This is a genomic window from Amycolatopsis sp. NPDC104819 (assembly GCF_055583145.1).
In genome coordinates, this window is record NZ_JBVJON010000001.1 from 234,349 (window position 1) to 258,204 (window position 23,856).

The 23,856-nt window shown below is 70.4% G+C and carries 20 protein-coding genes; 3 read left to right on the top strand and 17 right to left on the bottom strand.

The annotated features are described in order from the left end of the window. Nucleotides 1–20: 20 nt before the first annotated feature. Nucleotides 21–473, top strand: a complete 453-nt coding sequence (locus tag ACZ63E_RS01125) for a MarR family winged helix-turn-helix transcriptional regulator (protein ID WP_465333350.1) — start codon at nt 21–23, stop codon at nt 471–473. Here the strand turns inward: ACZ63E_RS01125 and dnaB are convergent. The 12 genes from dnaB to ACZ63E_RS01185 all read right to left on the bottom strand — a co-directional run bounded on the left by dnaB (nt 470) and on the right by ACZ63E_RS01185 (nt 11,497). Then, entirely contained in the window at nt 470–3,112 is a 2,643-nt protein-coding gene (dnaB, locus tag ACZ63E_RS01130) for a replicative DNA helicase (RefSeq protein ID WP_465334330.1), read from the bottom strand. The two genes, ACZ63E_RS01125 and dnaB, sit on opposite strands and share 4 nt — an antisense overlap. Before the next feature lie 504 nt (nt 3,113–3,616). Beyond that, entirely contained in the window at nt 3,617–4,408 is a 792-nt protein-coding gene (locus tag ACZ63E_RS01135) for an ESX secretion-associated protein EspG (protein WP_465333352.1), read from the bottom strand. 87 nt (nt 4,409–4,495) lie between these two features. Beyond that, a complete protein-coding gene (locus ACZ63E_RS01140; RefSeq protein ID WP_465333353.1) occupies nt 4,496–5,869 on the bottom strand; it encodes a hypothetical protein in 1,374 nt (457 codons plus the stop codon). Nucleotide 5,870: 1 nt separating this feature from the next. Next, on the bottom strand, nt 5,871–6,488 hold the full coding sequence (locus ACZ63E_RS01145) for a DUF3558 domain-containing protein (protein WP_465333355.1): 618 nt from the start codon (nt 6,486–6,488) through the stop codon (nt 5,871–5,873). Next, nucleotides 6,485–6,835, bottom strand: a complete 351-nt coding sequence (locus ACZ63E_RS01150) for a hypothetical protein (RefSeq protein ID WP_465306626.1) — start codon at nt 6,833–6,835, stop codon at nt 6,485–6,487. The genes ACZ63E_RS01145 and ACZ63E_RS01150 overlap by 4 nt, the downstream gene beginning before the upstream one ends. Before the next feature lie 127 nt (nt 6,836–6,962). Then, complete coding sequence (gene rplI, locus ACZ63E_RS01155; RefSeq protein ID WP_257926071.1) at nt 6,963–7,421, bottom strand: 50S ribosomal protein L9; 459 nt, start codon at nt 7,419–7,421, stop codon at nt 6,963–6,965. 14 nt (nt 7,422–7,435) lie between these two features. Beyond that, on the bottom strand, nt 7,436–7,684 hold the full coding sequence (gene rpsR, locus ACZ63E_RS01160) for a 30S ribosomal protein S18 (RefSeq protein ID WP_003098744.1): 249 nt from the start codon (nt 7,682–7,684) through the stop codon (nt 7,436–7,438). 44 nt (nt 7,685–7,728) lie between these two features. Next, nucleotides 7,729–8,244, bottom strand: coding sequence for a single-stranded DNA-binding protein (locus ACZ63E_RS01165; RefSeq protein WP_465333356.1), 516 nt, complete (start codon nt 8,242–8,244; stop codon nt 7,729–7,731). A gap of 17 nt (nt 8,245–8,261) precedes the next feature. Beyond that, nucleotides 8,262–8,588, bottom strand: coding sequence for a 30S ribosomal protein S6 (gene rpsF, locus ACZ63E_RS01170; RefSeq protein WP_176742059.1), 327 nt, complete (start codon nt 8,586–8,588; stop codon nt 8,262–8,264). Nucleotides 8,589–8,690: 102 nt separating this feature from the next. Next, on the bottom strand, nt 8,691–9,578 hold the full coding sequence (locus ACZ63E_RS01175; RefSeq protein ID WP_465333358.1) for a hypothetical protein: 888 nt from the start codon (nt 9,576–9,578) through the stop codon (nt 8,691–8,693). A gap of 82 nt (nt 9,579–9,660) precedes the next feature. Next, nucleotides 9,661–10,503 carry a hypothetical protein gene (locus ACZ63E_RS01180; protein ID WP_465333359.1) on the bottom strand — a complete coding sequence of 281 codons (843 nt, stop codon included), beginning with the start codon at nt 10,501–10,503 and terminating at the stop codon, nt 9,661–9,663. A 187-nt stretch (nt 10,504–10,690) separates the two neighbouring features. Beyond that, the gene (locus ACZ63E_RS01185; protein ID WP_465333360.1) at nt 10,691–11,497 is read right to left on the bottom strand and encodes a hypothetical protein; all 807 of its coding nucleotides are present in this window, start codon (nt 11,495–11,497) and stop codon (nt 10,691–10,693) included. A gap of 114 nt (nt 11,498–11,611) precedes the next feature. On the opposite strand from ACZ63E_RS01185, the gene ACZ63E_RS01190 reads away from it, so the two are divergent. After that, the gene (locus tag ACZ63E_RS01190; RefSeq protein WP_465333362.1) at nt 11,612–12,385 is read left to right on the top strand and encodes a deoxyribonuclease IV; all 774 of its coding nucleotides are present in this window, start codon (nt 11,612–11,614) and stop codon (nt 12,383–12,385) included. Here ACZ63E_RS01190 and ACZ63E_RS01195 read toward each other — a convergent pair. Together ACZ63E_RS01195 and ACZ63E_RS01200 are read right to left on the bottom strand one after the other, a co-directional pair. Beyond that, the gene (locus ACZ63E_RS01195; RefSeq protein WP_465333363.1) at nt 12,382–13,932 is read right to left on the bottom strand and encodes a glycosyltransferase family 87 protein; all 1,551 of its coding nucleotides are present in this window, start codon (nt 13,930–13,932) and stop codon (nt 12,382–12,384) included. The genes ACZ63E_RS01190 and ACZ63E_RS01195 overlap by 4 nt on opposite strands. Before the next feature lie 48 nt (nt 13,933–13,980). Beyond that, nucleotides 13,981–15,039, bottom strand: a complete 1,059-nt coding sequence (locus ACZ63E_RS01200; RefSeq protein ID WP_465306642.1) for an ROK family transcriptional regulator — start codon at nt 15,037–15,039, stop codon at nt 13,981–13,983. Between the two features lie 55 nt (nt 15,040–15,094). On the opposite strand from ACZ63E_RS01200, the gene ACZ63E_RS01205 reads away from it, so the two are divergent. Further along, nucleotides 15,095–16,141: a Gfo/Idh/MocA family oxidoreductase gene (locus ACZ63E_RS01205; RefSeq protein ID WP_465333364.1), complete on the top strand. Its 1,047-nt coding sequence runs from the start codon at nt 15,095–15,097 to the stop codon at nt 16,139–16,141. Nucleotides 16,142–16,204: 63 nt separating this feature from the next. Here ACZ63E_RS01205 and ACZ63E_RS01210 read toward each other — a convergent pair whose 3' ends face one another. The 3 genes from ACZ63E_RS01210 to ACZ63E_RS01220 all read right to left on the bottom strand — a co-directional run bounded on the left by ACZ63E_RS01210 (nt 16,205) and on the right by ACZ63E_RS01220 (nt 23,815). After that, on the bottom strand, nt 16,205–18,625 hold the full coding sequence (locus ACZ63E_RS01210) for a transglycosylase domain-containing protein (protein WP_465333366.1): 2,421 nt from the start codon (nt 18,623–18,625) through the stop codon (nt 16,205–16,207). Between the two features lie 81 nt (nt 18,626–18,706). Beyond that, nucleotides 18,707–21,136 (bottom strand): transglycosylase domain-containing protein, encoded by a 2,430-nt coding sequence (locus ACZ63E_RS01215; RefSeq protein WP_465333367.1) that lies wholly within the window; start codon nt 21,134–21,136, stop codon nt 18,707–18,709. A 210-nt stretch (nt 21,137–21,346) separates the two neighbouring features. Then, a complete protein-coding gene (locus ACZ63E_RS01220) occupies nt 21,347–23,815 on the bottom strand; it encodes a transglycosylase domain-containing protein (protein ID WP_465333369.1) in 2,469 nt (822 codons plus the stop codon). Nucleotides 23,816–23,856 lie beyond the last annotated feature (41 nt).

The window sequence follows — 23,856 nt, forward strand, 5'->3', positions numbered from 1 at the left end:
AGTGCGGAAGTGGGGCAACCATGACGGACGCCGTGGCCGAGGTCGAACGCGGGATGATCGCGATCCGCCGCAGCCAGCAGCGGCGCGCGCTGAGCCGGATCGGCAAGGCTCGCGGCCAGGGCGCGCACGACCCGGTGCACGAGCTGCTCGACGTCGTCGAAGAGCTCGCCGAGCGCGGTGAACCCAGCACGGTGACGGCCCTGAGCACGGCGATGGGCGTCGACCAGCCGCGCGCGAGCCGGCTCGTGGCGCGCGCCGTCGAACAGGGCCTGCTCCGCCGCGAAGCCGACCAGCACGACGGACGGCGTGCGGTGCTCGTGCCGACCGAGGACGGCCAGGCCCACCTCGACCGGACCCACGCCTTCCGGCGCTCGGTGTTCGCCGAGGTCATGGCGGACTGGCCGGACGAAGACCGGGCGGACTTCGGCCGGCTCCTCACGGCGTTCGTCCGCGGGTACAGCGCTCTCGGTTAGTCGTGCGAGAGGTCGACGAACCGGCTGTAGTGCAGCTGGTGCGCGACGGTGATCGTCGCCGTCGGCCCGGCACGGTGCTTGGCGATGATCAGGTCCGCCTCGCCGGCGCGCGGGTCGTCCCGCTCCCAGGCGTCCGGGCGGTTGACCAGGATGACGAGGTCGGCGTCCTGCTCCAGCGAGCCGGACTCACGCAGGTCGGACAGCATCGGGCGCTTGTCCGTCCGCTGCTCGGGACCACGGTTCAGCTGGCTGATCGCGATCACCGGGACCTCGATCTCCTTCGCCAGCAGCTTCATCTGCCGCGAGAACTCCGAGACTTCCTGCTGCCGCGACTCCACGCGCTTGCCGGACGTCATCAGCTGGAGGTAGTCGAGGACGACGAGCTTGAGGTCGTGCCGCTGCTTGAGCCGCCGGGCCTTCGCGCGGATCTCCATCATCGTCATGTTCGGCGAGTCGTCGACGAACAGCGGCGCCTCGGACACCTCGCTCATCCGCCGCGCCAGCCGCGTCCAGTCGTCGTCGGACATCTTGCCACCACGCATGTCGGCCAGGCGGATCTTCGCCTCGGCCGAGAGCATGCGCATGACGATCTCGGTCCGGCTCATTTCCAGCGAGAAGATGACGCTGGTCATGCCGTGCCGGATGGACGCGGACCGCGCGAAGTCCAGCCCCAGGGTCGAGTTGTGCGTCGGCACCATCGACGGCCCGGCCAGGTAGAGGTGGTCCGGCGCGTCGACCTCCACGCACCGGACGGGGACGGACGGCAGGGGCCGGACGTCGACGACGTAGTGCAGGTGCGGGCGGCAGGCCACGCCGGTCAGCCGCTCCTTGTGCAGCAGGTGCTTGCGCTGCAGCCGGAACACCCGGTCCTGGGTCGTGAAGCTGACGACGTAGGCCGTGGAGGTCGCCTCGCTGCGTCCGGCGACCTGACGGGTGGTCATCGAGCACCGGTATCCGAGGCTGACGATCAGCTCGCGGGTCTGCTCGGCCATGACCTTGTTCGTCACCGAGAACTGCGCGGCTCCCGCGTGGTTGACCGTGCCGTCGGTGTCGAGCAACCCGGCCAGCAGCGCGCGCCGCTGTTCGACGGAAGCTCGCAGGTATTCGGCGGGAATGTGCTTGTTTCCGAGCACACCCAACGTCCGCAGGATGGCTTGCACGCTGCCGTGGTGGCCGCGGCATTCCTGGCACAGGCGGAGCCCGGTGGACGGCTTCCCGCAGTCCGGGCAGGTCGGCGGGGCAGCCGGCGCGCTGCGGAAGCGCACCTTGCCGCCACAGGAGCGTCCGCAGGTGCGCACCTGTGAGGTCTGCGGGGTGAACGGGGTTCCGCACACTTCGCAAGCCCGGTACGCCACGGGTTCCGGGGCCGGGAGCCGCAAGGTGTACAGCAGGTCGCCGTGGCTCTCGGCCAGCAGGCCACCGTCCCCCTCGATGAGACAGATGATCTCGGGGTCCGCCGTGGTGAAGCGGGCGCTGGCCGAGTGGCCGTCGCCGAGCCAGGCACCGAGGACGTACGGGTGCAGCGGTAGTGCCCGCTCCGGCAGGTCCAACGCTCCGGCGTGCTTGATCGAGTGGTTGGCGCGGTGGTCCGCCGTCTCGCAGCGCAGAGTCCTCGCCAGCTCCTCGGTCGTCCGCACCGTGGCCCCGACGACGGGTTGCCGTCGAGCACGACGAGCCTCTTGGGCGGCACGCCGCGAGGCACGGGTGTCCGTGAGCCATTGATGTTCCGCATCGGCGACGATCACCGTGCCGTCCGAGAACTCGACCTCGTAGCATGGCCGGCCGGCCATGACGTCGGTGGCCGCGACCACGGTTGTCGGCCGTCCGTTCGCGCCGATCAGCTGGTCACCGGGCTGGACTTCACCCATGGTCGTCCAGCCGTCCGGGGTGGGCAAGCGGGTGTCCAGCGAGAGGGCCTTGCCGACACCGGGGCGTGCCGCGACGATGATCATCTGGCCGGGGTGCAGGCCGTTGGTCAGCTCGTCGAAGTCGGTGAAGCCGGTCGGGATGCCCTGGGACTGGCCGCCGCGGGAGGCGATCGCGTCGATCTCGTCCATCGTCGGCTGCAGCAGCTCTTCCAGCGCGACGTAGTCCTCGCTGGTGCGGCGCTCGGTGACGTCGTAGATCGCGGCCTGCGCGCGGTCGACCACCTCGTCGATGCTCGCGCCGTCGCCGGCGGCCGCGCCGTAGCCGTACTGGACGATGCGGGTGCCCGCCTCGACCAGGCGGCGCAGCACCGCCTTCTCCGAGACGATCTCCGCGTAGTAGCCCGCGTTCGCCGCCGTCGGGACCGTCGCGATCAGCGTGTGCAGGTAGGGCGCGCCGCCGACGCGGCCGAGTTCGCCGCGCCGCTCGAGCTCCGCCGACACCGTGATCGGGTCGGCCGGCTCGCCGCGGCCGTAGAGGTCGAGGACGCAGTCGTAGATCGCCTGGTGCGCGGGGCGGTAGAAGTCGTCGGGGCCGAGCGCTTCGATGACGTCGGCCACCGCGTCCTTGGACAGCAGCATGCCGCCGAGCACGGACTGCTCGGCCGCGATGTCCTGCGGCGGCTGGCGGTCGAACCCGCCACCGGAGCCGGGGTCGCTCGGACCCGGGTCGTTTTCCGCATACATCGGACTGCGGTCGTCGGTCAGCGCCACCGCCCCGGACACCTCCTCATCGTGTCGAACACCCGTTCGAGTATGCCGGATCTTCGCTCTCGAAGCACGCGGCTCGATCCGCGCCACCCGTCTGCCGGGCCTCGTCCCCGATGATCGGCGAGAACGCCGCCCGACTCTCGGAGGCACGCCGGGCACCACCGTGAGTACAGGCCCGAGCGGGCACGCTAGATCCCCCGGAAGGCCGAAGGCAATTCAGCATGGGGACCCATCTGTGGACAACCTGGGGATGAATGGGGGTAACCAGTCACAGGCGCCCTGAGAGCTGTGGACAAGTTGGGGACAAGCGTGATCGGCTTCGATGAATGTGCAGGTCAGGGTCTGTGAACAAGGTGTGGAGAACTCTCCGAAAACTCGTGCGGCGTGTCGCGCCAACTCCGTTGTTCGGCGTGTCGTGGACCAGCTCGGGCCCATTGAGCCACCGGGCCTGTGGATGAATATCACTGTGGGTAGAGCCGCCACCCGGTGGGCTGAACGGCCGGAGAGTCAGGCCGCGGTGAGCCGACCCTGTGCGCTGCGTAACCGCTCGGCGAGAACGCGCTGGTCGGCCGGGGTGAAGGCGATCCGGTTCTCCCCGCGCCCCGGAACCTCCTCGGTCAGCCAGCGGCCTTCCGACGTATCGATGTAGTTCACCGGGCGTTCGATTCGCTGCCAGGCACCCGTTCGGCTGCGGGCCGCGACGTAGAGGCTCCCACTCCCCATTCGGCGTAGTGCCAGGATCCGCCGGAGCTCTTCGACCTCGTGCGACCCCTCGGCCGGGCGGTCGTTGCGGAGCACCGCGAACCCGCCGTCGTCGCTGCCGCGGGCGGTGCCTTCGAGCTGGCTCTTCGGCACCGCGAGGGGGGTCCCGCGCCCCGGCGCCAGCTTCGGGATCTGGCCGAGGAAGTCGTCGAGCAGCGAGCCGGGGCGGGACGACTCCAGCACCACGACGTCGTGCTCCTCGTGCTTGGCCAGCACGAACGCCTCACCGCCGGCACTGCCGGCGAGCAGCCGGTAGCTGACCGGCTTGCCCTGGAAACCGCCGTCGACCCAGCCGTAGTACTCCAGCTGCGGGCGGGCGATCGCTTCGACCGTCGCGACGAACCCGGGGTGCATGCCGCGCGGGCCGAACAGCCCGGCCTTGCCGAGCTCGGCGTTGACACGCTCGTCCTCGGCGTGCAGGGCTTCTTCGCTGTACCAGGTCGGCGTCTCGGACAGCACGGTGTGCGGCTCGCCGCCCCGGCGCCGGATCAGGTTGACCAGGGTGCCGGTCGTGATGGTGACCTGCCTGTCCAGCACCGCTCTTCCCCCCAGGTGAAGACTCGAAATCGGTGAACGAAATCCGGGCGCGCCCATCTTGGCACGCGCCCGGGCCTCCCGCGTGCGCTACTCGCCGATGACCGGCGGCGCGGTCAGCTCGTCGGAGCCGAAGATCTCGTTCGGGTCGTCGCCGAGCAGGTACTTCGAGGTGCGTTCCTCGTCCCCGCCGCCCTGGCCCTTGGCGCCGTGACCCATGCCGCCCATGCCGCCCATCCCGGTGGCGCCGCCGCGGCCGGCTCCCGCGCCGCCCGCGCCCATCGCGCCGCCGGCTCCCGCGCCGCGGCCCATGCCGCCCGCTCCCGCGCCAGCCCCGCCCGGCACGGCCGCGCCGGTCGAGCCGCCGGGCCCGAAGCCCCCGCCGCCCGGGCCGAAGCCCGCCGACGGGTCGCCGATGCCACCGAGCCCGCTTGAGCCGCCGGGGCCGAACCCGCCACCACCGCCGCCGCCGCCGGAGAAGCTCGGGGTGCCGCCGGGGCCGAAGCCCGGCACCCCGGGCACGTCCGAAGGCGAGAAACCCGAGGCGTTCGTGCCGTCGCTGAAGTTCGGCGGGGTGTAGCTGCCCGGGCCCGGGATCTTCGACGGGTCGTAGCTGCCGCTCGGCACCTTCGACGGGTCGAAGCCGGGCACCTTGGACGGGTCGAAGCTCCCGCCGGGCACCTTCGACGGGTCGAAGCTGCCACCGGGGGTGTTCGGCGGGCCGCCGAACGACGGGACACTGCCCGGCCCCGGCATGTTCACGCCGCCGGGCCCGCCGCCCGGGGCGCCGCCGCGCTCGCCGCCGCCGCCGCCGTCGTTCCCGTTCTTGTCGCCCGGCTTCTTCTTGCCGTCCTTGCCGTTGTCGACGTCGACGTTCTCCTGCTGCCCCTTGAGCGCCGAGTACGCCGGCATCTTCTGACCGTTGTCGTTGCTCGCCTTGTAGTAGGTGTTGAAGGCGTCGACGTTGGCCTGGCCCTTGGTGTTGTAGTCGCGGATCGCCCGGTCGGTGTCGGTCGTCCACGGCGTCACCGCGTTGAGCAGGTTGTTCTTCGGCGGGTCCTTCGGGACCTCCTGCACCTGCGCGTGCACGGTGGTGAAGGCGTTGTTCTGCTCGCCGAGGTACTTGTCGGAGTCGGTCAGCTTGGTGCCCGAGTCCTCCATCCAGACCCGCAGCGGGTGCGCGCCCGCGTTCTGCGCCGCGTCCGCGCCGCCGCCGGTCCAGGCCGCGTCCATCTCCTTGGCCAGGCCGTCGATCGTGCTGAGCCGCTCGGAGTAGGCGCCCTTCAGCCGGCTCGCCGCGGCCTGACCGTTCTGGATCGAGCCGGTGCCGGGGCCGGTGGTGATCTTCTGCCAGATGTCGTAGCAGTCGATCTTGCGATCGCCCTGCGTCGACGTGTGGTCGTCCGAGTGCGTGGTCGCCATGTTGTACGCGGCGAACCCGCCGAGGAGCACCAGTTCCAGCATCTCAGCCCTCCTTCAAGGTCTGGATCATCGCTTCGGCCACCTTCAGCGTGCCCGGGCACGGGTCACTCGCCCCCGGCCCGCTGCCGATCTGGCTGAAGACCTGCACGGCCTGGGTGTCCGTCACGCCCACCAGCAGCTTGCACTGGCCCTTGCTGCGGAAGTCCTTCGTCGCGGCGTAGACGCCCGGGTACCCGGAGACCTCCGTCGGCTCCCAGTACTCGTACTGGTCGGTGCCGCCCTTGGCGTAGAGGTCGTAGATGCCCGCGAGCCCGTCGGTGTTCGGGTCGGCCGCGATGTCGACGCGGCTGCTGCGGGTTTCGTCGGCGGTGTAGACCCAGGCGCAGGTCGAGCCCGCTTCGCCGGAGCGCGGGGTGCCGTCCTCGACGCCGAGCGTGGAGCGCTGCGAGGCGGAGAGGACGGAACAGGGGTCCGACTTCAGCTTGGCCGGGTCGAGCGGGCTGGCCACCTTGGGCGCCGAGTTGCCACCGGCCGCCGAGCTGCTCGCGGTGTCGTCGGGACCGGACGCGGCCGGGTTGGCGGTGCCGCCGGTGGTGCTGTTGCAGCCGGCGAGGGCGAGCGCCGCGAGGGCCAGCCCGGGCAGGACGAGCCGGCGGTTCACGCCTGCGTCCCCGCCTTCGAGATGTCGCCGGTGTGGTCGGCGTCCGCGGCGCTGATCTTCTTCTTCGCGTCGAGCAGGGCCTGGATGTAGTTCTTCACGTATTCCTGCATCTTCTGGTTCTGCTCCAGGAACGCCTTGCCGGACGGGTTCGCGAGCTTCTCCCAGTCGCCGCTGGCGAACTCCTTGCCCGGCGCCTTCACGTCGGCCATCAGGTTGGCGTCGGTCGCGTCGTTCTGCAGGTCGGTCTGCAGGTCCTGCCACTTCTTGATGACACCGTCGATCTTGTCGGCGTCGAAGGTGAAACCCCCACCGCCGGACGGCGCGGACATGTTGACCTCGTTACCCATCCCGCTGCGCTCCCTTCGCGTCCCGCTCCATTGTCCTACGACGACGCCGGTGTGTCCGGGGTTCCCCCGAAACGCGTGAAGGCGGGCCGCCCACCAGGGACGACCCGCCTTCCACGACGTACTTGCCTTACTGCGAGGCCTTGACCTCGAGGCGCACGTCGACCTTCACGTCCGGGTGCAGCCGGGCGCCGACCGAGTGCTTGCCCACGGTCTTGATGTGGTCGCGCAGCTCGATGACGCGCTTGTCGAGCAGCGGGCCACCGGCCGCCTTGATCGCGTCGACGATCTCGCCGGCGGTGATCGAACCGAAGAGCTTCTTCGAGCCCTCGGCCGCCTTGCCGGTGAGCTGGATGGCGCCGAGGCCCTCCAGCGTCGCCTTGATCTCCTTGGCGTGGTCGAGGTCGCGGATGCGACGGCTCTCCTGCGCGCGCTGGATGGTGCGCACGTTCTTCTCCGCGCCCTTGGACGCCACGATCGCGTAGCCCCGCGGGAGCAGGTAGTTGCGCGCGTAACCGTCCTTGACCTCGACGATGTCGCCGGGGCCGCCCAGGTTGGCCACGTCCGTGGTGAGGATGATCTTCGCCATGTCAGCGCCCTCCCTTAGCGTGCGGTCGAGGTGTAGGGCAGCAGCGCCATTTCGCGGGAGTTCTTGACCGCGATGGCGATGTCACGCTGGTGCTGGCTGCAGTTGCCGGTGACCCGGCGGGCACGGATCTTGCCGCGGTCGGAGATGTACTTCCGCAGCAGGTTGGTGTCCTTGTAGTCGATGAGCTCCGGGCGGCCCTTCTTCTCGGCCTTGCAGAACACGCAGACCTTCTTCTTGGGCTTGCGAATGGGTGGCTTGGCCACTGTCTACTCCTGGTAATTCAAATCTTTTGTGGGTGTGTACGAGATCAGAAGGGGGGCTCGTCCGAGAAGCCGCCGCCACCGCCGCTGCTCGCGGCCGGGGCGGAACCCCACGGGTCGTCGGCCGGCATTCCGCCGCCGCCGCCGCGGTTTCCACCGCCACCGCCGCCGCCGAAGTCACCACCGCCGCCGCCACCGCGGCTGACCTTGTTGACCTTGGCCGTGGCGTAGCGCAGCGAGGGCCCGATTTCGTCGACCTCGAGCTCGACGACGGTGCGCTTCTCGCCTTCCTTCGTCTCGAACGACCGCTGCTTCAGGCGGCCCTGCACCACGACGCGGGCGCCGCGGGTGAGGGACTCGGCGACGTTCTCCGCCGCCTGCCGCCAGATGTTGCAACGCAGGAAGAGCGCCTCGCCGTCCTTCCACTCGCCGGACTGCCGGTCGAGGGTGCGCGGCGTGGACGCGACGGTGAAGTTCGCGACCGCCGCACCGGACGGGGTGAAGCGCAGCTCCGGGTCGGACGTCAGGTTGCCGATCACCGTGATGACGGTGTCTCCAGCCATCGGGATTCCCCTTCGGCTCAGGCCTTGGCGGCGGCGGGCTTGGCCGCGGCGCGCTTGACCTCGCGACGCATGACCTTGGTGCGGAGCACGGTCTCCTGCAGCGAAAGCTGGCGGTCCAGCTCCTTCACCGCGTCCGAAGACGAGTTCAGGTCCAGCAGGGCGTAGATGCCCTCCGCGTGCTTCTTGATCTCGTACGAGAGCCGACGACGGCCCCAGACGTCGACCTTCTCCACGGAACCGCCCGAAGTGCGGATCACGTTGAGGAAGGTGTCGAGGGTCGGGGCGACCGTGCGCTCGTCGAGCGTGGGGTCCAGGATGACCATTACCTCGTAATGGCGTGACACAACCACTCACCTCCTATGGGCTCGCGGCCACGGACTGTCCGTGGCAGGAGGGTTTGTCCAGGTAAGGCTACCTGGGGGTGCCGGTGGACCCGGACGGCGGGGTCAGCTCGCGCGGCGCAGGACCCAGGTGCGGACGAGCCCGGCGGTGACCCCGGCGAGCACGATCACCGCGAGCAGCATCGGCAGCTGGACGTCGTTCGCCGAGCCGGGAGCCGACAGCGACTGCGCGTTGCCCGCGTCGCGGATGTCGGCGCCCTGGCCGGTCGGGTCGCCCTGGCCGGCCTGCGGCGCGGAAGCGTCCCCGGGCAGCGTGCCGTTCGCCGGGTAGCGGACTCCGGGGGCGACGGCCGTGCCGGCGGTCGCGGTGGGGATGCCGCCGTAGTCGCGCATCGGCGCGGTGCCGCCGTTGCCGCCCGCGGTGCCGGGGTTCAGGTTCGAGAGGTTGCCGGTGCTGCCGCCGGGGACGGTCCCGGTGCCACCCTGCGGGGCGCCGGTGCCCGTGCCCGGCTGGGTCGGCGGGGCGTAGTTCGTGGCGATCGTGGTGAGGCCGCAGCTCTTCGCGACGCTCGCGGAGACCGCGCCGAGCACCTCGTTCTTGGTGCCGTCGAGCAGGCCGAGGCCGTTGGAGCCCTTGAGCGCGGTGGCCACCGCGCTGCCGACCGCGGAGCCGGCGATCGTGCCGCCCGCGGCGTTCGGCACCTGGCCGACCGCCAGCGCGCCCTTGCCCGCGATGGTGTCCGCGATGGTGTTGGGCCACACCGAGAGAGCGGTCCAGAGGTGGGAGTTCACGTAGTCCTGCGCGCCCTTGCGGACGATCTCCTTCACTGACGTGCCCTGCACCGCGACCGTGTCGCCCATGCTGCCGCTCACCGAGCCCGAGCAGGTGCCCGCGAGCGTCGTCGCCGCGGAGGCGGTGCCCGCGGAAAGGAACGCGCTACCGGTCACGAAGGCGGCCAGGGCGGTCACGGTCAAGAACTTCCGCACGAGCACAGTCCTCCGCAGGGTTATGGAGACGTCGTCCTGAACACCAGGGTCAACGAAGAAGATACGTGAAAGATACTCGGCAGTCGGGTCAATTCGCAGCGGCCATTCGGCGGAGCACCCAGGTCCGCACGAGCCCCGCGCTGACTCCGGAGAGTGCGAGAACCGCGATCAACATCGGGAGGTTCGACCCGTTCGTGAAGCCGCCGGACGCGGATGGCAGCGCCTGAGCCTCGCCGGCAGTCTGGATGCCGGCGTTGCCGTCCGCGGTGCCGTCCGGACCGGTGAGGCCGTACTGCGGCGCGTAACCCGGGATCTGGCTGCCGTACCGGATCGCGGGTGACGGCGTGAAGAGCCCGGCCGTCGCGAAGGGGATGCCGCTGTAGTCGCGCATCGGCGCGTAGCCGGTGCCGAGGGTGAACGGGAAGCCGCCCAGCGCCGAGCCACCGCCCGGGAAGAAGCCGGGCAGCAGCGGGCTGTTCGCGTCCGGGATCGGCGTGGTGCCCTGCGGGGTGCCGCCCTGCTGAGGCGCACCGCCCTGAGACGGTGGGTTCTGCTGCGGGTTGCCGCCGGTGCCGGGCGCGGGCGACTGCTGCTTGCCGCCGCCGGTCACCGCGCTCAGGCCCTGCTGCGCGCCACTGGTCACGCCCTCGACGCCTTGGTTGATCGCGCTGGCGGCGGGCGCGCCGATCACCGGCACCGGCGAGACGACGGTGTTGACCACGTTCACGGTGACCTGGCAGAGCGTGCCGAGGATGGCGTTGATCGTCCCGGTCAGCACCTTCGTGCCGTCGGTGACCACACCGAGGTCGAGCGGGATGCCGAGCAGCGGGGTCGTGCCCTTGACCGTGTCACCGGGCTTCGCCGTCACTGTGCTGCCGCAGGGCACGGTCTTCGTCTCGCTCGCCGAAGCGGTGCCGGGCATGCCGAGCACAGCCGAACCAGCGAGAACAACCGCCGTCGCGCCGACCGCCGTAGCCCTCCGTGCCCGATCCTGCATCCTCGCCGCCCTTGGTCTCGTGGCCTCTCCCCAGGACAACGACGTTAAGGCAGACGAGTAACGCCCGCTCACTCAAGAATGTCCGGCATTCGAGTGGAAGCGGGCGTCACCGTGCGTGAGATCAGGCGGGCTTGCGGCGGATCCAGGCCCGGACGAGGGCCGCCGCGACGATGGCCAGGGCCAGCACCGCGAGCAGCATCGGCAGCTTCGCCGGCGGTGTGACGCCCGGCAGCGCCTCCGCGGTGCCGGACTTCTGCTCGTCGACCGTCGGGACCTGCTGGCCGGGGATGATCTGGGCGGTCACCGGCGCCTGCACCAGGCTGCCGGGCAGCAGCGCGGCGTTGGTGAAGATGCCCGAAATCGCGTCACCCGGCAGGCCCGCGCTCCCGGGACCGCTGATCACCGGGCCGGTGCTGTCGCCCGGCGGCGGGGTCTGCCCCGGCGGCGGTGTCGGGCCGGGCGGGGCCGGGGGCACCGGCGGGGCGGGAGGCACCGGCGGTGCGGGCGGGAGGACCGGCGGCAACTGGCCGGTGACGCCCTGCAGGGTGTCACCGACCGCGTTGACCGTGCCCTGCGCGGCCGGGCAGACGCCGTGGGTCGCGAGGTCGCCGACCACCGGCACTTCGCCGACGCCGAGCGCCTTCACGGTGTCGCCCACCGGGAGCGTGAGCAGGGGCGCCGAGCCGTTGGTGTTCCGCGCGCTGGAGTCGAGGCCGACGGTCAGCCGGTCCGGGGCGTTCAGCGGGGCGCCGGCGTCCAGGAGGAGGCCGATTTTCGTGTCGCGGGCCTGGCCGTTCTGCAGGGTGGCCCCGCAGTCCCCGCCGAGCGTCGGGCTGGGGTCCGCGCTCGCGACGCCCGGCGCCGCCAGAGCGGCCGAAGCGGCGAGAGTGAACCCCAATGCGGTGATCCGGGCGACGTGCTTCCCCATCGATGCCCTCCGGCAGTCGGACCAATCTGGATCACGGAACGCGCTCACGGTACTCCACGAGCGTCACCAACCGGTCCCACAGGGGAAAGAAGCACCCGGAGTAGCGTGCTCGGCATGCTGATTGGCGCCCATGTCCGTGACGACGACCCGTTGACCGCGGTCGCCGAGCGCAAAGCCGACGTCGTCCAGTTCTTCCTTTCCGACCCCCAGGGCTGGAAGGCACCGAAGCCGCACCCCCACGGGGAGGCGATCGCGGCCGACCCCGTCGAGGTGTTCATCCACTCTCCCTACCTCATCAACGTGGCTTCGCTGAACAACAAGATCCGGATCCCGTCCCGCAAGAACGTCACGCAGCACGCGGACGGCGCCGCGGCGGTCGGCGCGAAGGGCCTGATCGTGCACGGCGGGCACGTCGGCGCGAACGACGACGTCGAGGCCGGCCTGGACAACTGGCGCAAGCTGTTCGAGCGCGAGCAGGAGAAGGGCGGCTTCAAGGTCCCGATCCTGATCGAGAACACCGCCGGCGGCGAGAACGCGATCACGCGCGACCTCGAGGTCATCGCCCGGCTGTGGGACAAGGTCGGCGAGTTCGGCGCCGGGTTCTGCCTGGACACCTGCCACGCGTTCGCCGCCGGCTGGGACCTCGCCACCGCCGTCGAGAAGGTCAAGGCCATCACCGGCCGGATCGACCTCGTGCACCTCAACAACTCCCGTGACGAGTTCGGCTCGACCCGCGACCGGCACGCGAACGTCGTCGAGGGTGAGGGCACCATCGACCCGGACGCGCTGGTCGAGGTGGCCCGGGCCGCGGGTGCCCCGGTCGTCGTCGAAACCCCGCCCGACGGGCAGGCCACCGACATCGCGTACCTGCGGGAGAAGCTCGGTTAGACGGCCGCGGCCTTCCGGCGGTGGCGGACGGCGTTCGGGACGATCACGTCCCGGGCGCCGTCGAGGAAACCGCCGGCCGGGTCGTCGTCGCCGGCGGCCCGGACGAGGTCGGCCGCCGGGCGGTAGATCTCCCGGACCACCAGCACGCAGAGCCCGGCCACGGCGAGGTCGCGCAGCACGACCGTGCCGAGGAACCAGCCCTCGGGCAGGCCCTTGTGGTCGACGCCGAGGTAGTAGAACATCCGCGGCACCCAGACCAGCGCGTCGAGCAGCATCCAGCCGAGCAGCAGCCGCCAGCGCGGGATCGCCAGCACCGCCAGCGGCACCAGCCACAGCGAGTACTGCGGGCTCCACACCTTGTTCGTCAGCAGGAACGCGGCCACGACGAGGAACGCGAGCTGGCTGACGCGCGGCCGTCTCGGCGCCGCGAGCGCGATGTACGCGATCCCCGCGCAGCAGGCCAGGAACAGCACCGCGACCGTGAGGTTCAAGTACGTCGGGCTCTGGTTCTTCTGCAGCACACCGTCGAACCCGGCCCAGCCGGTGGCGTACGAGATCACGTTGTACAGCGAGTCCGGGTCCATCGGCCGCAGGGTGCTCATCCGGAAGAACTCCCACCAGCCGCGCGTGGCGGTGAGGATGAACGGCGCGTTCACCACCACCCATGTCACGACGGCCGCGGCCGCGGTCTTCCAGAACGGCGTCAGCTTCCCCGCGCGCAGGCACAGCACGAACAGCACGCCGAGCAGGAACAACGGGTACAGCTTCGCCGTCGCGCCGAGCCCGAGCAGCAGGCCGGCGAGCGCGGGCCGCTTGCGCGCCCAGGCGAGCAGCCCGGTCGCGGTGAACGCCGTCGCGATCGTGTCGAAGTTGGTGAACGCGTGCACCAGCACCAGCGGCGAGATCGCCACCAGCACCATGTCCCACGGCCGGCGTTTCATCGTCCGCCCGGTCGCCCACACGGTGACCAGCCAGGCCAGGGCCAGGAAGAACGCGGTGATGTCGAAGTAGACCGCCACCGGCAGGGCGCCCGGCAGCCAGCCGCTCTGGGCGACGTTCAACCAGCCCGCCGCGAGCTTCGCGTTCGCCCACTGGAACAGCCCGGTGAACGTCGGGTACTCCATGTACCGGGTGTTGTTCTCCGCGGTCTGCGAGCTTTCCTTCCACGACGTGTAGTACGGGAAGGTGCCCGGCCGGTCGAGCCGCTCGGAGCTGTAGAGCGGCACGATGTCGGAGTAGCACATCGCGACGAACGGGCGGCCCGCGCGCCAGTCGAGCTGGGTGGCGCCGCTCGAGTCCTGGTACTGCTGGATGCACGAGCCCTTGCCGAACCAGCAGAGCATCAGTGCCAGCGTCGCCAGCAGCAGGCCGACCCGCTGGGGCGACCAGAACCAGTGCCTGCCGACCGCCGCGTGCTCGCCGAGCGGGCCCCCGACGGGTCTGGTCACCGCGGCCGCGAGGGGGTCGGTCCAACTCGGGACGACCCGATCCGCCCTGCTCAGCGTCACGGGGCCGGCGTCCGGCTCGCGGGTGGTCTCCTCTGGCACGAGGCGGATGTTATCGGTGAACGGTGAGCGCCGTGGTGAAGCCGACGATCATGCCGGATTCGCGTAGTACGAGGCCAGGACCTCGGCGGCCGCGCCGCGGGTGACGATCTCTTCGCCGAAGGAGTCCTCGACGACCTCGATCCGCTGCCAGTGCGGCAGCGGCAGCAGCTCCTCCAGACGGGCCGAGACGCCCTCCCGGTAGACGTCCGGTTCGTCCCGCACGGCGCGTCCGGCCAGCACGATCCGCTCGAGGTCGAGCACCTGCACGAGGTCGGCGAGCCCGATCCCGAGGAAGCCGGCGGCGGCGCGGGTGTCGGGCGCCTGCTTGGCCATGATCTCGACGCAGCCGCGTCGCCCGCAGGCGCAGCGCGGCCCGTCGTAGGCGATCGTGGTGTGCCCGAACTCACCCGCGTTGGTCCGCGGGCCGCGGTAGAGCCGCCCGTCGATCAGCAGGCCGACGCCGATGCCGGTGCCGACGAGCACCACCGCGGTCGCGGTCGGCTCGCCGTGCGGCCAGAGCTGGGCGAACGCGGCGGAGTTGGTGTTCTTGTCGAGCGTCACGGCCAGCCCGGTGCGCTTTTCGAGCAGCTCACGCAGGGGGACGTCGTGCCAGCCCGGCATGTTGGTCGCGTCGCGGACCAGGCCGGCGAGGTGGTCCAGCGGGCCGACCGCGCCGAGGCCCAGGCCGAGCACGTCGAAGCCGTCGGCGAGCTCGAGCGCGGCGGCGCCGATGGCTTCGACCGCCTGTTCGGGGGTGAAGCCGACGGGCAGCGGGCCGCCCGCCGTCTCCTCGACCTCGCCGATGAGGTTGGTGCGCAGCACGCGGAACTCGTCGCGGTCGAGCCGGGCGCCGAGCGCGTGCTTGGCGCCGGCGCGGACGGTCAGCTGGGTGCGGGGTTTGCCGACGCCCACGGACGGCTGACGCTCCTCGTCCAGCAGGCCGGCGTCGAGGAGTTCGGGCACGATCTTCGAGACGGCCTGCTGGGTCAGCCCGGTCCGGCCGGCGAGCTCGACGCGGCTGAGGCCGCCGGCCCGCAGGATGTGGGAAAGCAGGAGGGCGCGGTTGTGCTCGCGCACGTTGCGCAGGTTCCTCCCGGTGGCCGCCATGGTGAGATCTTCGCACGCCTGGCCAATTACGCAACACTGTTGTTTAATGGGGGTCATGGCTGACGACTTGCGCGTGGGGATCCTCGGGTACGGCATCGGCGGACGGGTGTTCCACGCGCCGCTGGTCGCCGCGACCCCCGGCCTGACCCCCGCGGTGATCACGACGTCGAGCAACGCCGCCCAGGCGCGCGCCGACCACCCGGGCGCGGAGGTCGTGCCCGGCGCCGACGCGCTGTTCGAGCGGGCGGCCGACCTCGACCTCGTGGTGGTCAGCACCCCGAACCGCACACACGTGCCGCTCGCGCTGCGGGCCATCGAAGCCGGCCTGCCGGTGGTCGTCGACAAGCCCTTCGCGCCGACCGCGCTCGAAGCCGAGCAGATCGTCGCCGCGGCGAAGGCGGCCGGCGTCGGCCTCACCGTCTTCCAGAACCGGCGGCTCGACTCCGACTTCCTGACAGTGCGCAAGGTCCTCGAGTCCGGCCGGCTCGGCGAGGTGTTCCGCTTCGAGTCCCGCTACGACCGCTGGGTGCCCAAGCCCAAGGACAACTGGCGCGAGTTCGGCGACCCGGCCGAGGCCGGCGGGCTGCTCTACGACCTCGGCGCGCACATCGTCGACCAGGCGCTGCAGCTGTTCGGCCCGGTCACGCAGGTCTACGCCGAGGTCGACCGGCGCCGCGGCGGCGTCCAGGTCGACGACGACGTCTTCGTCGCGCTCCGCCACGCCAACGGCGTCCGCTCACACCTGTGGGCGACCGCGCTCGCGGGCACGCTGAACCCGCGGTTCCGGCTCCTCGGCGACCGCGCGACGTTCACGAAGTTCGGCCTCGACGTGCAGGAACCGCAGATCAAGGCGGGCATGCGCCCCGGCGACGAAGGCTGGGGCGTGGAGCCGGCGGCGGACACCGGGAAGATCGGCGTCGGCAACGACCTCAAGACCGTGCCGACCGAGACCGGCCGCTACGAGCAGTTCTACGCACAGGTGCGCGACGCGCTGCGCGGTGAAGGCGAGTTCCCGGTCGACCCCGCATCCTCGGTCGAGGCGCTGCGGGTGATCGAGGCCGCGCACCGCTCCGGCGTGGAAGGAACCGTCGTCAAGCTCTGACGACCCTGGACTGGCCGTGACGCCGATGTCCCCCAGCTCCGACGTCACGGCCACCTTCCTCGCTCAGCCACCCGGGTTCGGGTCACCGCTCTGACCCGAGTCGTTGCCGTTCCCGTTGTTCCCGTTGCCGTTTCCGTTCCGGTTGCGCTGGCGGTCCTGGAGCTCCTGCAGCCGTTGCTGGAACTGCCGCAGCTGGTCCAGCTGCTGCTGGCGGTTTCCGGGCTGGGCCTGCTGCTGCTGGTTCCGCGGGTCGCGCTGCTGCTGCTGCTGTTGTTGCTGCTGCTGAGGCGGCGACGGAAGCTGCACCTCCACCCGGTCCTGCGGTGAGCTGATCGCCGCCACGCGGTCGAAGCGCTCCGCCGGTTTGCCCGTCAGGTACAGCTGCATGAAGCGGTCCCAGATCGGCCCGGCGAGCGTCGAGCCGAACAGCGGGGTCCCGCCCGGGCCGCGCAACGCCTTGTCCCCGTCGCCGCCGACCCAGACCGCCGCCGACACCGACGGCGTGTACCCGACCATCCACGTCTGCGAGTTGGCGTTCGCGGCGGACGCGGGTTCGTCGTTCTGCGGGGTGTGCTGCTGCGTCCCCGTCTTGCCCGCGCACTCGTGGCCGGCCGGGCAGGTCAGCCGGGAGAACTGGATGACCGGGGCGAGCGCCGCCGTCACGTTGCCCGCGATCTGCGCGCTGCGGGACGCGTCGTTGTCGGCGAACGCGTCGGTCGAGCGGTCCTTGGCCTCGTACGCCGTTTCGCCGTTCGCGTTGGTCACCTTCTGGACGAAGTGGCGGTCGCGCTGGACGCCGTTCGCCGCGAACGTCGCGTACCCCGACGCCATGTCCGCCGCGGTCACCTGGGTGTCCCCGCCGCCGATGGAGATGTTGTTGTCGCCGGTGAAGAGCTTGCTGCGGCCGCCGTTGTCCGACGTCCGGATGCCCGCCTCCTGCGCGGCTTCCGCCACGCCGGACGGCTTCGTCACGTTCAGCACCATGTCGTAGAACACCGTGTTGGTGGACCGCTGCATCGCCTCCGCGACGGTGCACTGGTCGGAACAGCTGCTGCTGTCGCCGGCGTTGCGGATCGGGAGGTCGACACCGGGGAACGTGCGGGGGGACGTGCCGTCGAACCGCGCGTCCAGGCCGCGGCCGAGCTTGAGGAACGCCGCCAGGTCGAACGGCTTCATCGACGACCCGGGGTTGTGCGGTTCGTCGGCCCAGTCGCGGCCGGCCTGGTCCTCGCCGTTCGGGCCTTTCACGATCGGCTCACCACCGTGGTAGGCGAGCACCCCGCCGGTCTTCGGGTCCACGGCCACCAGCGCGTTGAGGATCCGGTCGTCGGTCTGGTCGGCCATGCCCTCGGACACCGCCTGCTCGGCCGCCTGCTGCGCCCGCGGGTCGATGGTGGTGAACACCTGGAACCCGCCGGAGTAGTACTGCTTCTCGTCGATGCCCTGCGCGGCCAGCTCGGCCTTGACCTGCTTCTTGATGAACGGGTTCAGCGCGCCCGCGTCTCGGCTCTCCCGCAGCGGGATCGGTGTCGGGAACTTCGCGGCGGCCCGCTGAGCTTGGGTCAGGTAGCCGTTCTTCAGCATCCGGTCGAGCGCGGTGTTCCAGCGGCTCGTGGCGACGGCGGTGTTCTCCGACCGGCCTGGCTGCTGGATCAGCCCGGCCAGCAGCGCCGACTGCGAGTAGTCGAGCTGGCCGACGTCCTTGCCGAAGTAGGCCTGCGCGGCGGCCTGGACGCCGTAGGCGCCGCGGCCGAAGTAGATGATGTTGAGGTAGGCGGTGATGATGTCCGCCTTCTCGTAGGTCTGGTTCATCTTGAACGACTTCGCGAGCTCGACCCACTTGCGCGTCAGCGTCGGGTCGTCGTCGCCGGAGGCGTTCTTGATGTACTGCTGGGAGATCGTCGACCCGCCGCCCGAACCGCCGGTGACCTGGTTGTACGCGGCGCGGAGGATGCCGCCGACGTCAAAACCGGAGTTGGTCTCGAACGACGCGTCCTCGGTGGCGATCACGGCCTTCTTGACGACGTCCGGGATCTGGTTCGCCACGAGGATCTGCCGGTTGCCGCCGGTGGGCACGTCCTTGCCCATCTCGGTGCCGTCGCTGAACAGGTAGGTCACGGCCTGGCCCTGCGCCTGCGCGACCGTCTCCGGCGAGGGGACGTCGACGGCGAGGTAGGTGATCACGAACGCGACGGCGGGAACCACGAAGAACACGCCGGCGACGACGTACCCGATCCGCCGGATCCGCCGCCAGCGCCGTTTCCGCAGGTCCTGCGCGGTGAGCGGCCGGGGCCGGCGCGGCGGCTGCCCGGGCCGCTGCCGCCGGATCGGCACGGTCGGCGGCTCGTCGGGCTCGGTGCCGTTGTGGGCGTGGTGGGTGATCAGCTCCGGCTCGGCGCCCAGCAGCCCGGAGCGCGGCGCCGGCCGGCGGGCACGACGACGCGGGTCAGGCTGCCGCCCGGGTGACGTGCGGTCGTTGCTCACGGGCCGTCCTCCACGGTGGGCTGCGGACGCAGTCCTCTCGGAGGCACACGGACCGCGGCCCACCGTGGTTCACCCCCGGGGTCAGTTCTCCGGCTCGTCGCTCTTCGTCGGAGTGTCCTTCGAGGTCGACGTCTTCGTGTGCTTCGGCGTGCTCTCCTGCGACGACGAGGGCTTGCCGTGACCGTCGCCGTTGTCGCCGTTGTCGCCGGTCTGGTCGGTGTTCTCGTCCGTCGGGGTCGACTCCGTGGTCGTCGCGACGTCGGAGGACGGCGGGGGCGCCACCTCACCGCCGATGCGGTCGACCTTGTCGAACTTCTCCCCCGGCTTGCCGGTCAGGTACAGCGACAGGAACTTCTGCCACATCGGGCCGGCGATGGTCGAGCCGTAGATCGGCGAGTTGTTCTTGCCGTGCAGCGGCTTGTTGCCGTCACCGCCGACCCAGGCCGCCACCGAGACCGACGGGGTGTAGCCGACCATCCACGTCTGCGAGTTGGCGTTCGCCGCCCAGGACGGCTCACCCGCGACCTTCGTGTGCTGCTGCGTCCCCGTCTTGCCGGCGCACTCGTGGCCGTTGGGGCACTTCAGCTTCGAGAACCCGATGACCGGCTTCAGTGACTCGGTGACGTTCCCGGCGATCTGGCGGCTCTTGTCCGCGTCGCTGTCGAACGCCGGCTTGGCGTCGGTCGTGGCTTCGTAGGCGACCTCACCCTGCGAGTTGGACACCTTCTGCACGAAGTGGCGTGCGCGTTGCTCGCCGTTGGCCGCGAACGTCGCGTACGCCGAGGCCATGTCGGCCGGCGTGATCTGGGTTTCGCCACCGCCGAGGGAGATGTTGTTGTCCTTGGTGGAGATGATCGACTGGCCGCCGTCGTCGTTCTTGGTCTTCACGCCGGCTTCCCGCGCCGCGTCCTTGACCGGGCCCTGCTTGGTCTGGTTGAGGACCATGTCGTAGAACACCGTGTTCGCGGACCGCTCCATCGCCTCGGCGACCGTGCACTGCTGCGAGCAGCTGCTGCCCGGACCGGCGTTGCGCACGACACGGCCGTCGAAGGTGCGGTTGTTCGAGCCGTCGAACGTCGCGTCGAGGCCCTTCCCCATCTTGAGGAACGCCGTGAGGTCGAACGGCTTCATCGACGAACCCGGGTTCTGCGGGGTGTTCGCCCAGTCGCGCCCGGCCTGGTCCTGCCCGTTGACCTGCACGATCGGCTTGCCGCCGTAGTAGGCCAGCACCCCGCCGGTCTTCGGGTCGACGGCGACGAGCGCGTTGAGCAGGTTGTCGTCCACCTGGCCTTCGAGCGCCTCGGTGGCCGCCTGCTCCGCGGCCTGCTGGGCCTTCGGGTCGATCGTGGTCTGCACCTGGAAACCGCCGGAGTAGTAGCGGTCTTCGGGGATGTCGTGCGCGGCCAGCTCGTCCTTCACCTGCTGCACGACGAAGGCGGGCGGCGCGCCGGCCTGCTGCTTGCTGTCCTCGAGCGGGATCGGTGTCGGGAACTGAGCCGAAGCGCGGTCGGCCGCGGAGATGTAGTTGTTCTTCACCATCCGGTCGAGCGCGGTGTTCCAGCGGTCGTTCGCGACCTTGGGGTTCTCCGACCGGCCCGGCTGCTGGATCAGGCCGGCCAGCAGCGCGGCCTCCGAGAAGCTGAGGTCCTTCGCTTCCTTGTGGAAGAAGGCCTGCGAAGCCGCGCCCACCCCGTATGCGCCGCGCCCGAAGTAGATGATGTTCAGGTACGCGGTGATGATGTCCTTCTTCTCGTAAGTCTGGTTCATCTTGAAGGACTTGGCCAGCTCGGTCCACTTGCGCGTCAACGTCGGGGCGTCGTTGTCGGTGGCCTTCTTGATGTACTGCTGCGAAATCGTCGAACCACCGCCGGCGCCGCCGGTGGCCTGGTTGTAGACCGCGCGCAGCAGACCGCCGATGTCGAAGCCGGAGTTGGTCTCGAACGAGTCGTCCTCGGTCGCGATCGCCGCGTGCTTCATGACGTCGGGGATCTGGTCCGGGGTCAGCAGCACCCGGTTGCCGCCGCGGGGGACGTCCTTGCCCATCGGCGAGCCGTCCGAGAAGAGGTAGGTGACCGCCTGGCTCTGGTTCTGCGCGACCTCGGTCGGCGACGGGACGTCGACCAGGAAGTACGTGATGACGAACGCGATCGCGGGCAGCACCATGAACACCCCGACGAAGGCGTAGGCGACCCGCCGGATGATCTTCCAGCGCCGCTTCTTGCGCTGCGCCGGAGTGAGCTCCGGTTTGCCGTCGCCTTCGGGCCGGACGTCGTCGTCGTAGGCGTCCGGCTCCTCGTACGCGTGGTGGGTCATCAGCTCGGGGCCGCCGCTCATCGGCGGCGGCTCGGGCCGGTACCCACGCGAAGGCGGCGGCTGCCGCGGTGGCTGTTGCTGCTGCCACTGCTGCTGTTGTTGCGGGCGGCGCGGGGCCTGGCCGGGCGGACCCTGGGGTGCGCGACGGCGCGGATCGGGACCCTGGCCGGGCCAGGAGCGGGATCGATCGTCGGGCACGGGTCAGTCCTCCAGTATTCCGCGGGGCTTCGCCCCGAGCCGGGGGCTCCGCCACCCGGAGCCCCCGAAAAACGGTGGGTGCGCGGGCAGCGACAACCGCCACCCCCTCTGAGAGAGGACGTGCGAAATGCGTCCGGGTTGCCGAAACGATCTTCCTGGAACGCTTCAGGGCCCTCCACGCGTTCGCAGAGGGCCCTGAAGGAGGACGTGCTAGCCGGGCCCGGAGCCCGGTGGCTGGGCGAACCCACCACCACCGCCACCGTTGTTGTTGCCGAGCGGGAACGTCGGGGTCTCACCCGGGCCGGGCCGCGTCGGCCGGCCCGGCTTCGTCTCCGTGTTCGTGTCGGTGTTCGTCGGCTCGGTGCTCTCGGACGACTCCGGCGTGGTCGGCGTCGTGGTGACGCTCGGCGTCTCCGACGGCTTCGACGGCGTGGTCGTCACCTCGTTGACGTCCTTGCCGATCGCCTGGACCTTGTCGAACTTCTCCGCCGGTTTGCCCTTGAGGTAGAGGTTCATGAAGTTCTGCCACGTCGGACCGGCGATGGTGGCACCGAAGATCGGCTTGCCCTTCGGGTCGTGCAGCGGCTTGTTGCCGTCACCGCCGACCCAGACCGCAGCCGACACGGACGGGGTGTAGCCCACCATCCAGGTCTGCGCGTTGCGGTCGCCGTACGACTTCGGGTCGCTGTCCTTCGCCGTGTACTGCTGCGTACCGGTCTTGCCCGCGCACTCGTGGCCGGTCGGGCACTTCAGGTTCGAGTGCGAGATGACCGGCTTCAGCGCCTCGGTGACGTTGCCCGCGATCTGCTGGCTCTTCGCCGCGTCGTCGTCGAAGGCCGGGTTGGTCTTGAAGTTGTTCTCGTCGAACTCCACCTCGTCCTGGCCGTTCGTCAGCTTCGAGACGAAGTGCTGCTCGTGGTAGGTGCCGCCGTTGGCGAACGACCCGTACGCCGCGGCCATGTCCTCCGGCGTCACCGCCGTGCCACCACCACCGAGCGAGATGTTGTTGTCGTCGGTGTAGAGGACGCTCTTGCCGTTCGGCGCGACCTTGACCCCGGCCTCCTTGGCCGCTTCCGCGACCCGCGACGGCTTCGTCACGTTCAGGACCATGTCGTAGAACACGGTGTTCGCCGAGATCTCCATCGCCTTCGCGACGGTGCAGTCCTTGCCGCAACTCGCGCTGTCGCCCGCGTTCCGGACGGTGCGGCCGCCGAGCACCCGGTTGTTCGAGCCGTCGAACGTCTCGCCGAGGCCCTTGCCCATCTTGAGGAACGCCGTGAGGTCGAACGCCTTCACCGACGAACCCGGGTTCCGTGCCTGGTTGGCGCGGTCCTGGCCGATCGCGTCCTTGCCCTCGGGGTTCTTCACCAGCTCCGGCCCGCCGTAGTAGGCGAGCACGCCGCCGGTCTTCGGGTCGACGGCGACCAGCGCGTTCAGCAGGTTCTCGTCGGTCTGGCCCTTCATGCCCTCTTGGGTGGCCTGTTCCGCCGCGGCCTGCGCCGCCGGGTCGATCGTGGTGTAGATCTTCGCGCCGGAGGAGAACAGCTTGCCCTCGTCGTAGCCCTTCGCCTCCAGCTCGTCCTTGATCCGCTGCTGGAGCTGGTAGGTCATCTTCCCCGAGTCCTTCTCCTTGTTGGAGTTCTTGGCGATCGGGGTCGGGAACTGGAAGGTCGCGCGCTCGTCCGCGCGGAGCCACTTGTTGGCGACCATCTGGTCCATCACGTACGCCCAGCGCTTCTGGGCGTAAGCCTCGTTCTCGGACCGGCCGGGGCCCTGGATCAGGCCGGCCAGCAGCGAGGCTTCGGACGCGTTGAGGTCCTTGACGTCCTTGTTGAAGTACGCCTTCGACGCCGCACCGATGCCGTACGCCCCGCGGCCGAAGAAGACGATGTTCAGGTAGGAAGTGATGATCTCTTCCTTGGACTCCTGGTTGTTCATCTTGAACGACTTCGCCAGCTCGGTCCACTTGCGGGTCAGCGTCTGCTGGTCGTTCTGCGTCGCCTGCTTGATGTACTGCTGGGAGATGGTCGAACCACCGCCCTGGCCGCCGGTCACCTGGGCGACGACCGCGCGCAGGATGCCGGTGACGTCGAAGCCCGAGTTCGTCTCGAACGTCGCGTCCTCCGCCGAGTACACGGCGTGCTTGACGACCTCCGGCACCTCGCCCGGCTTCAGCAGCTGGTGGTCGCCGGTCGGCGGCGTCTCGCGGCCGATCAGCTGGCCGTTCGCGTCGTAGTAGGTGATCGGCTGGCTCTGCAGCGCCTTGACGCTCTCCGGCGTCGGCACGTCGACCAGGAAGTACGTGATGACGAACGCGATCGCGGGGACCACGAAGAACAGCCCGACGCACGCGTACGCCACGCGGCGGACGATCTTCCACCGGCGCTTCTTCTTCTGCGCCGGCGTGAGGATCTTCTTGCCCTTTTCGTCGAGCTCCTCCTGGGGCTCGACGTCGTCGGCGTACTCGTTGAACGCGGCGTCTTCGTAACCGTCGTCGTACGGGTCACGCCCGAAGTCGTCGGTGCCGTTGTGCGCGTGGTGGGTGATCAGGTCCGGCTCGCGGCCCGGCGGCGGCACGGGCCGGCGTCCGGTCTGCTGGCGGAACCCCTGCGGCGGCGAGGCGGGCGGACCCTGCGCCGGGCGCTGCCCGCCCGGGGGGACGGCCCGGCGCGGCGGCATGCCCTGCTGCTGGCGGGGTCGCTGCGGTCGCCGGGGCGGCT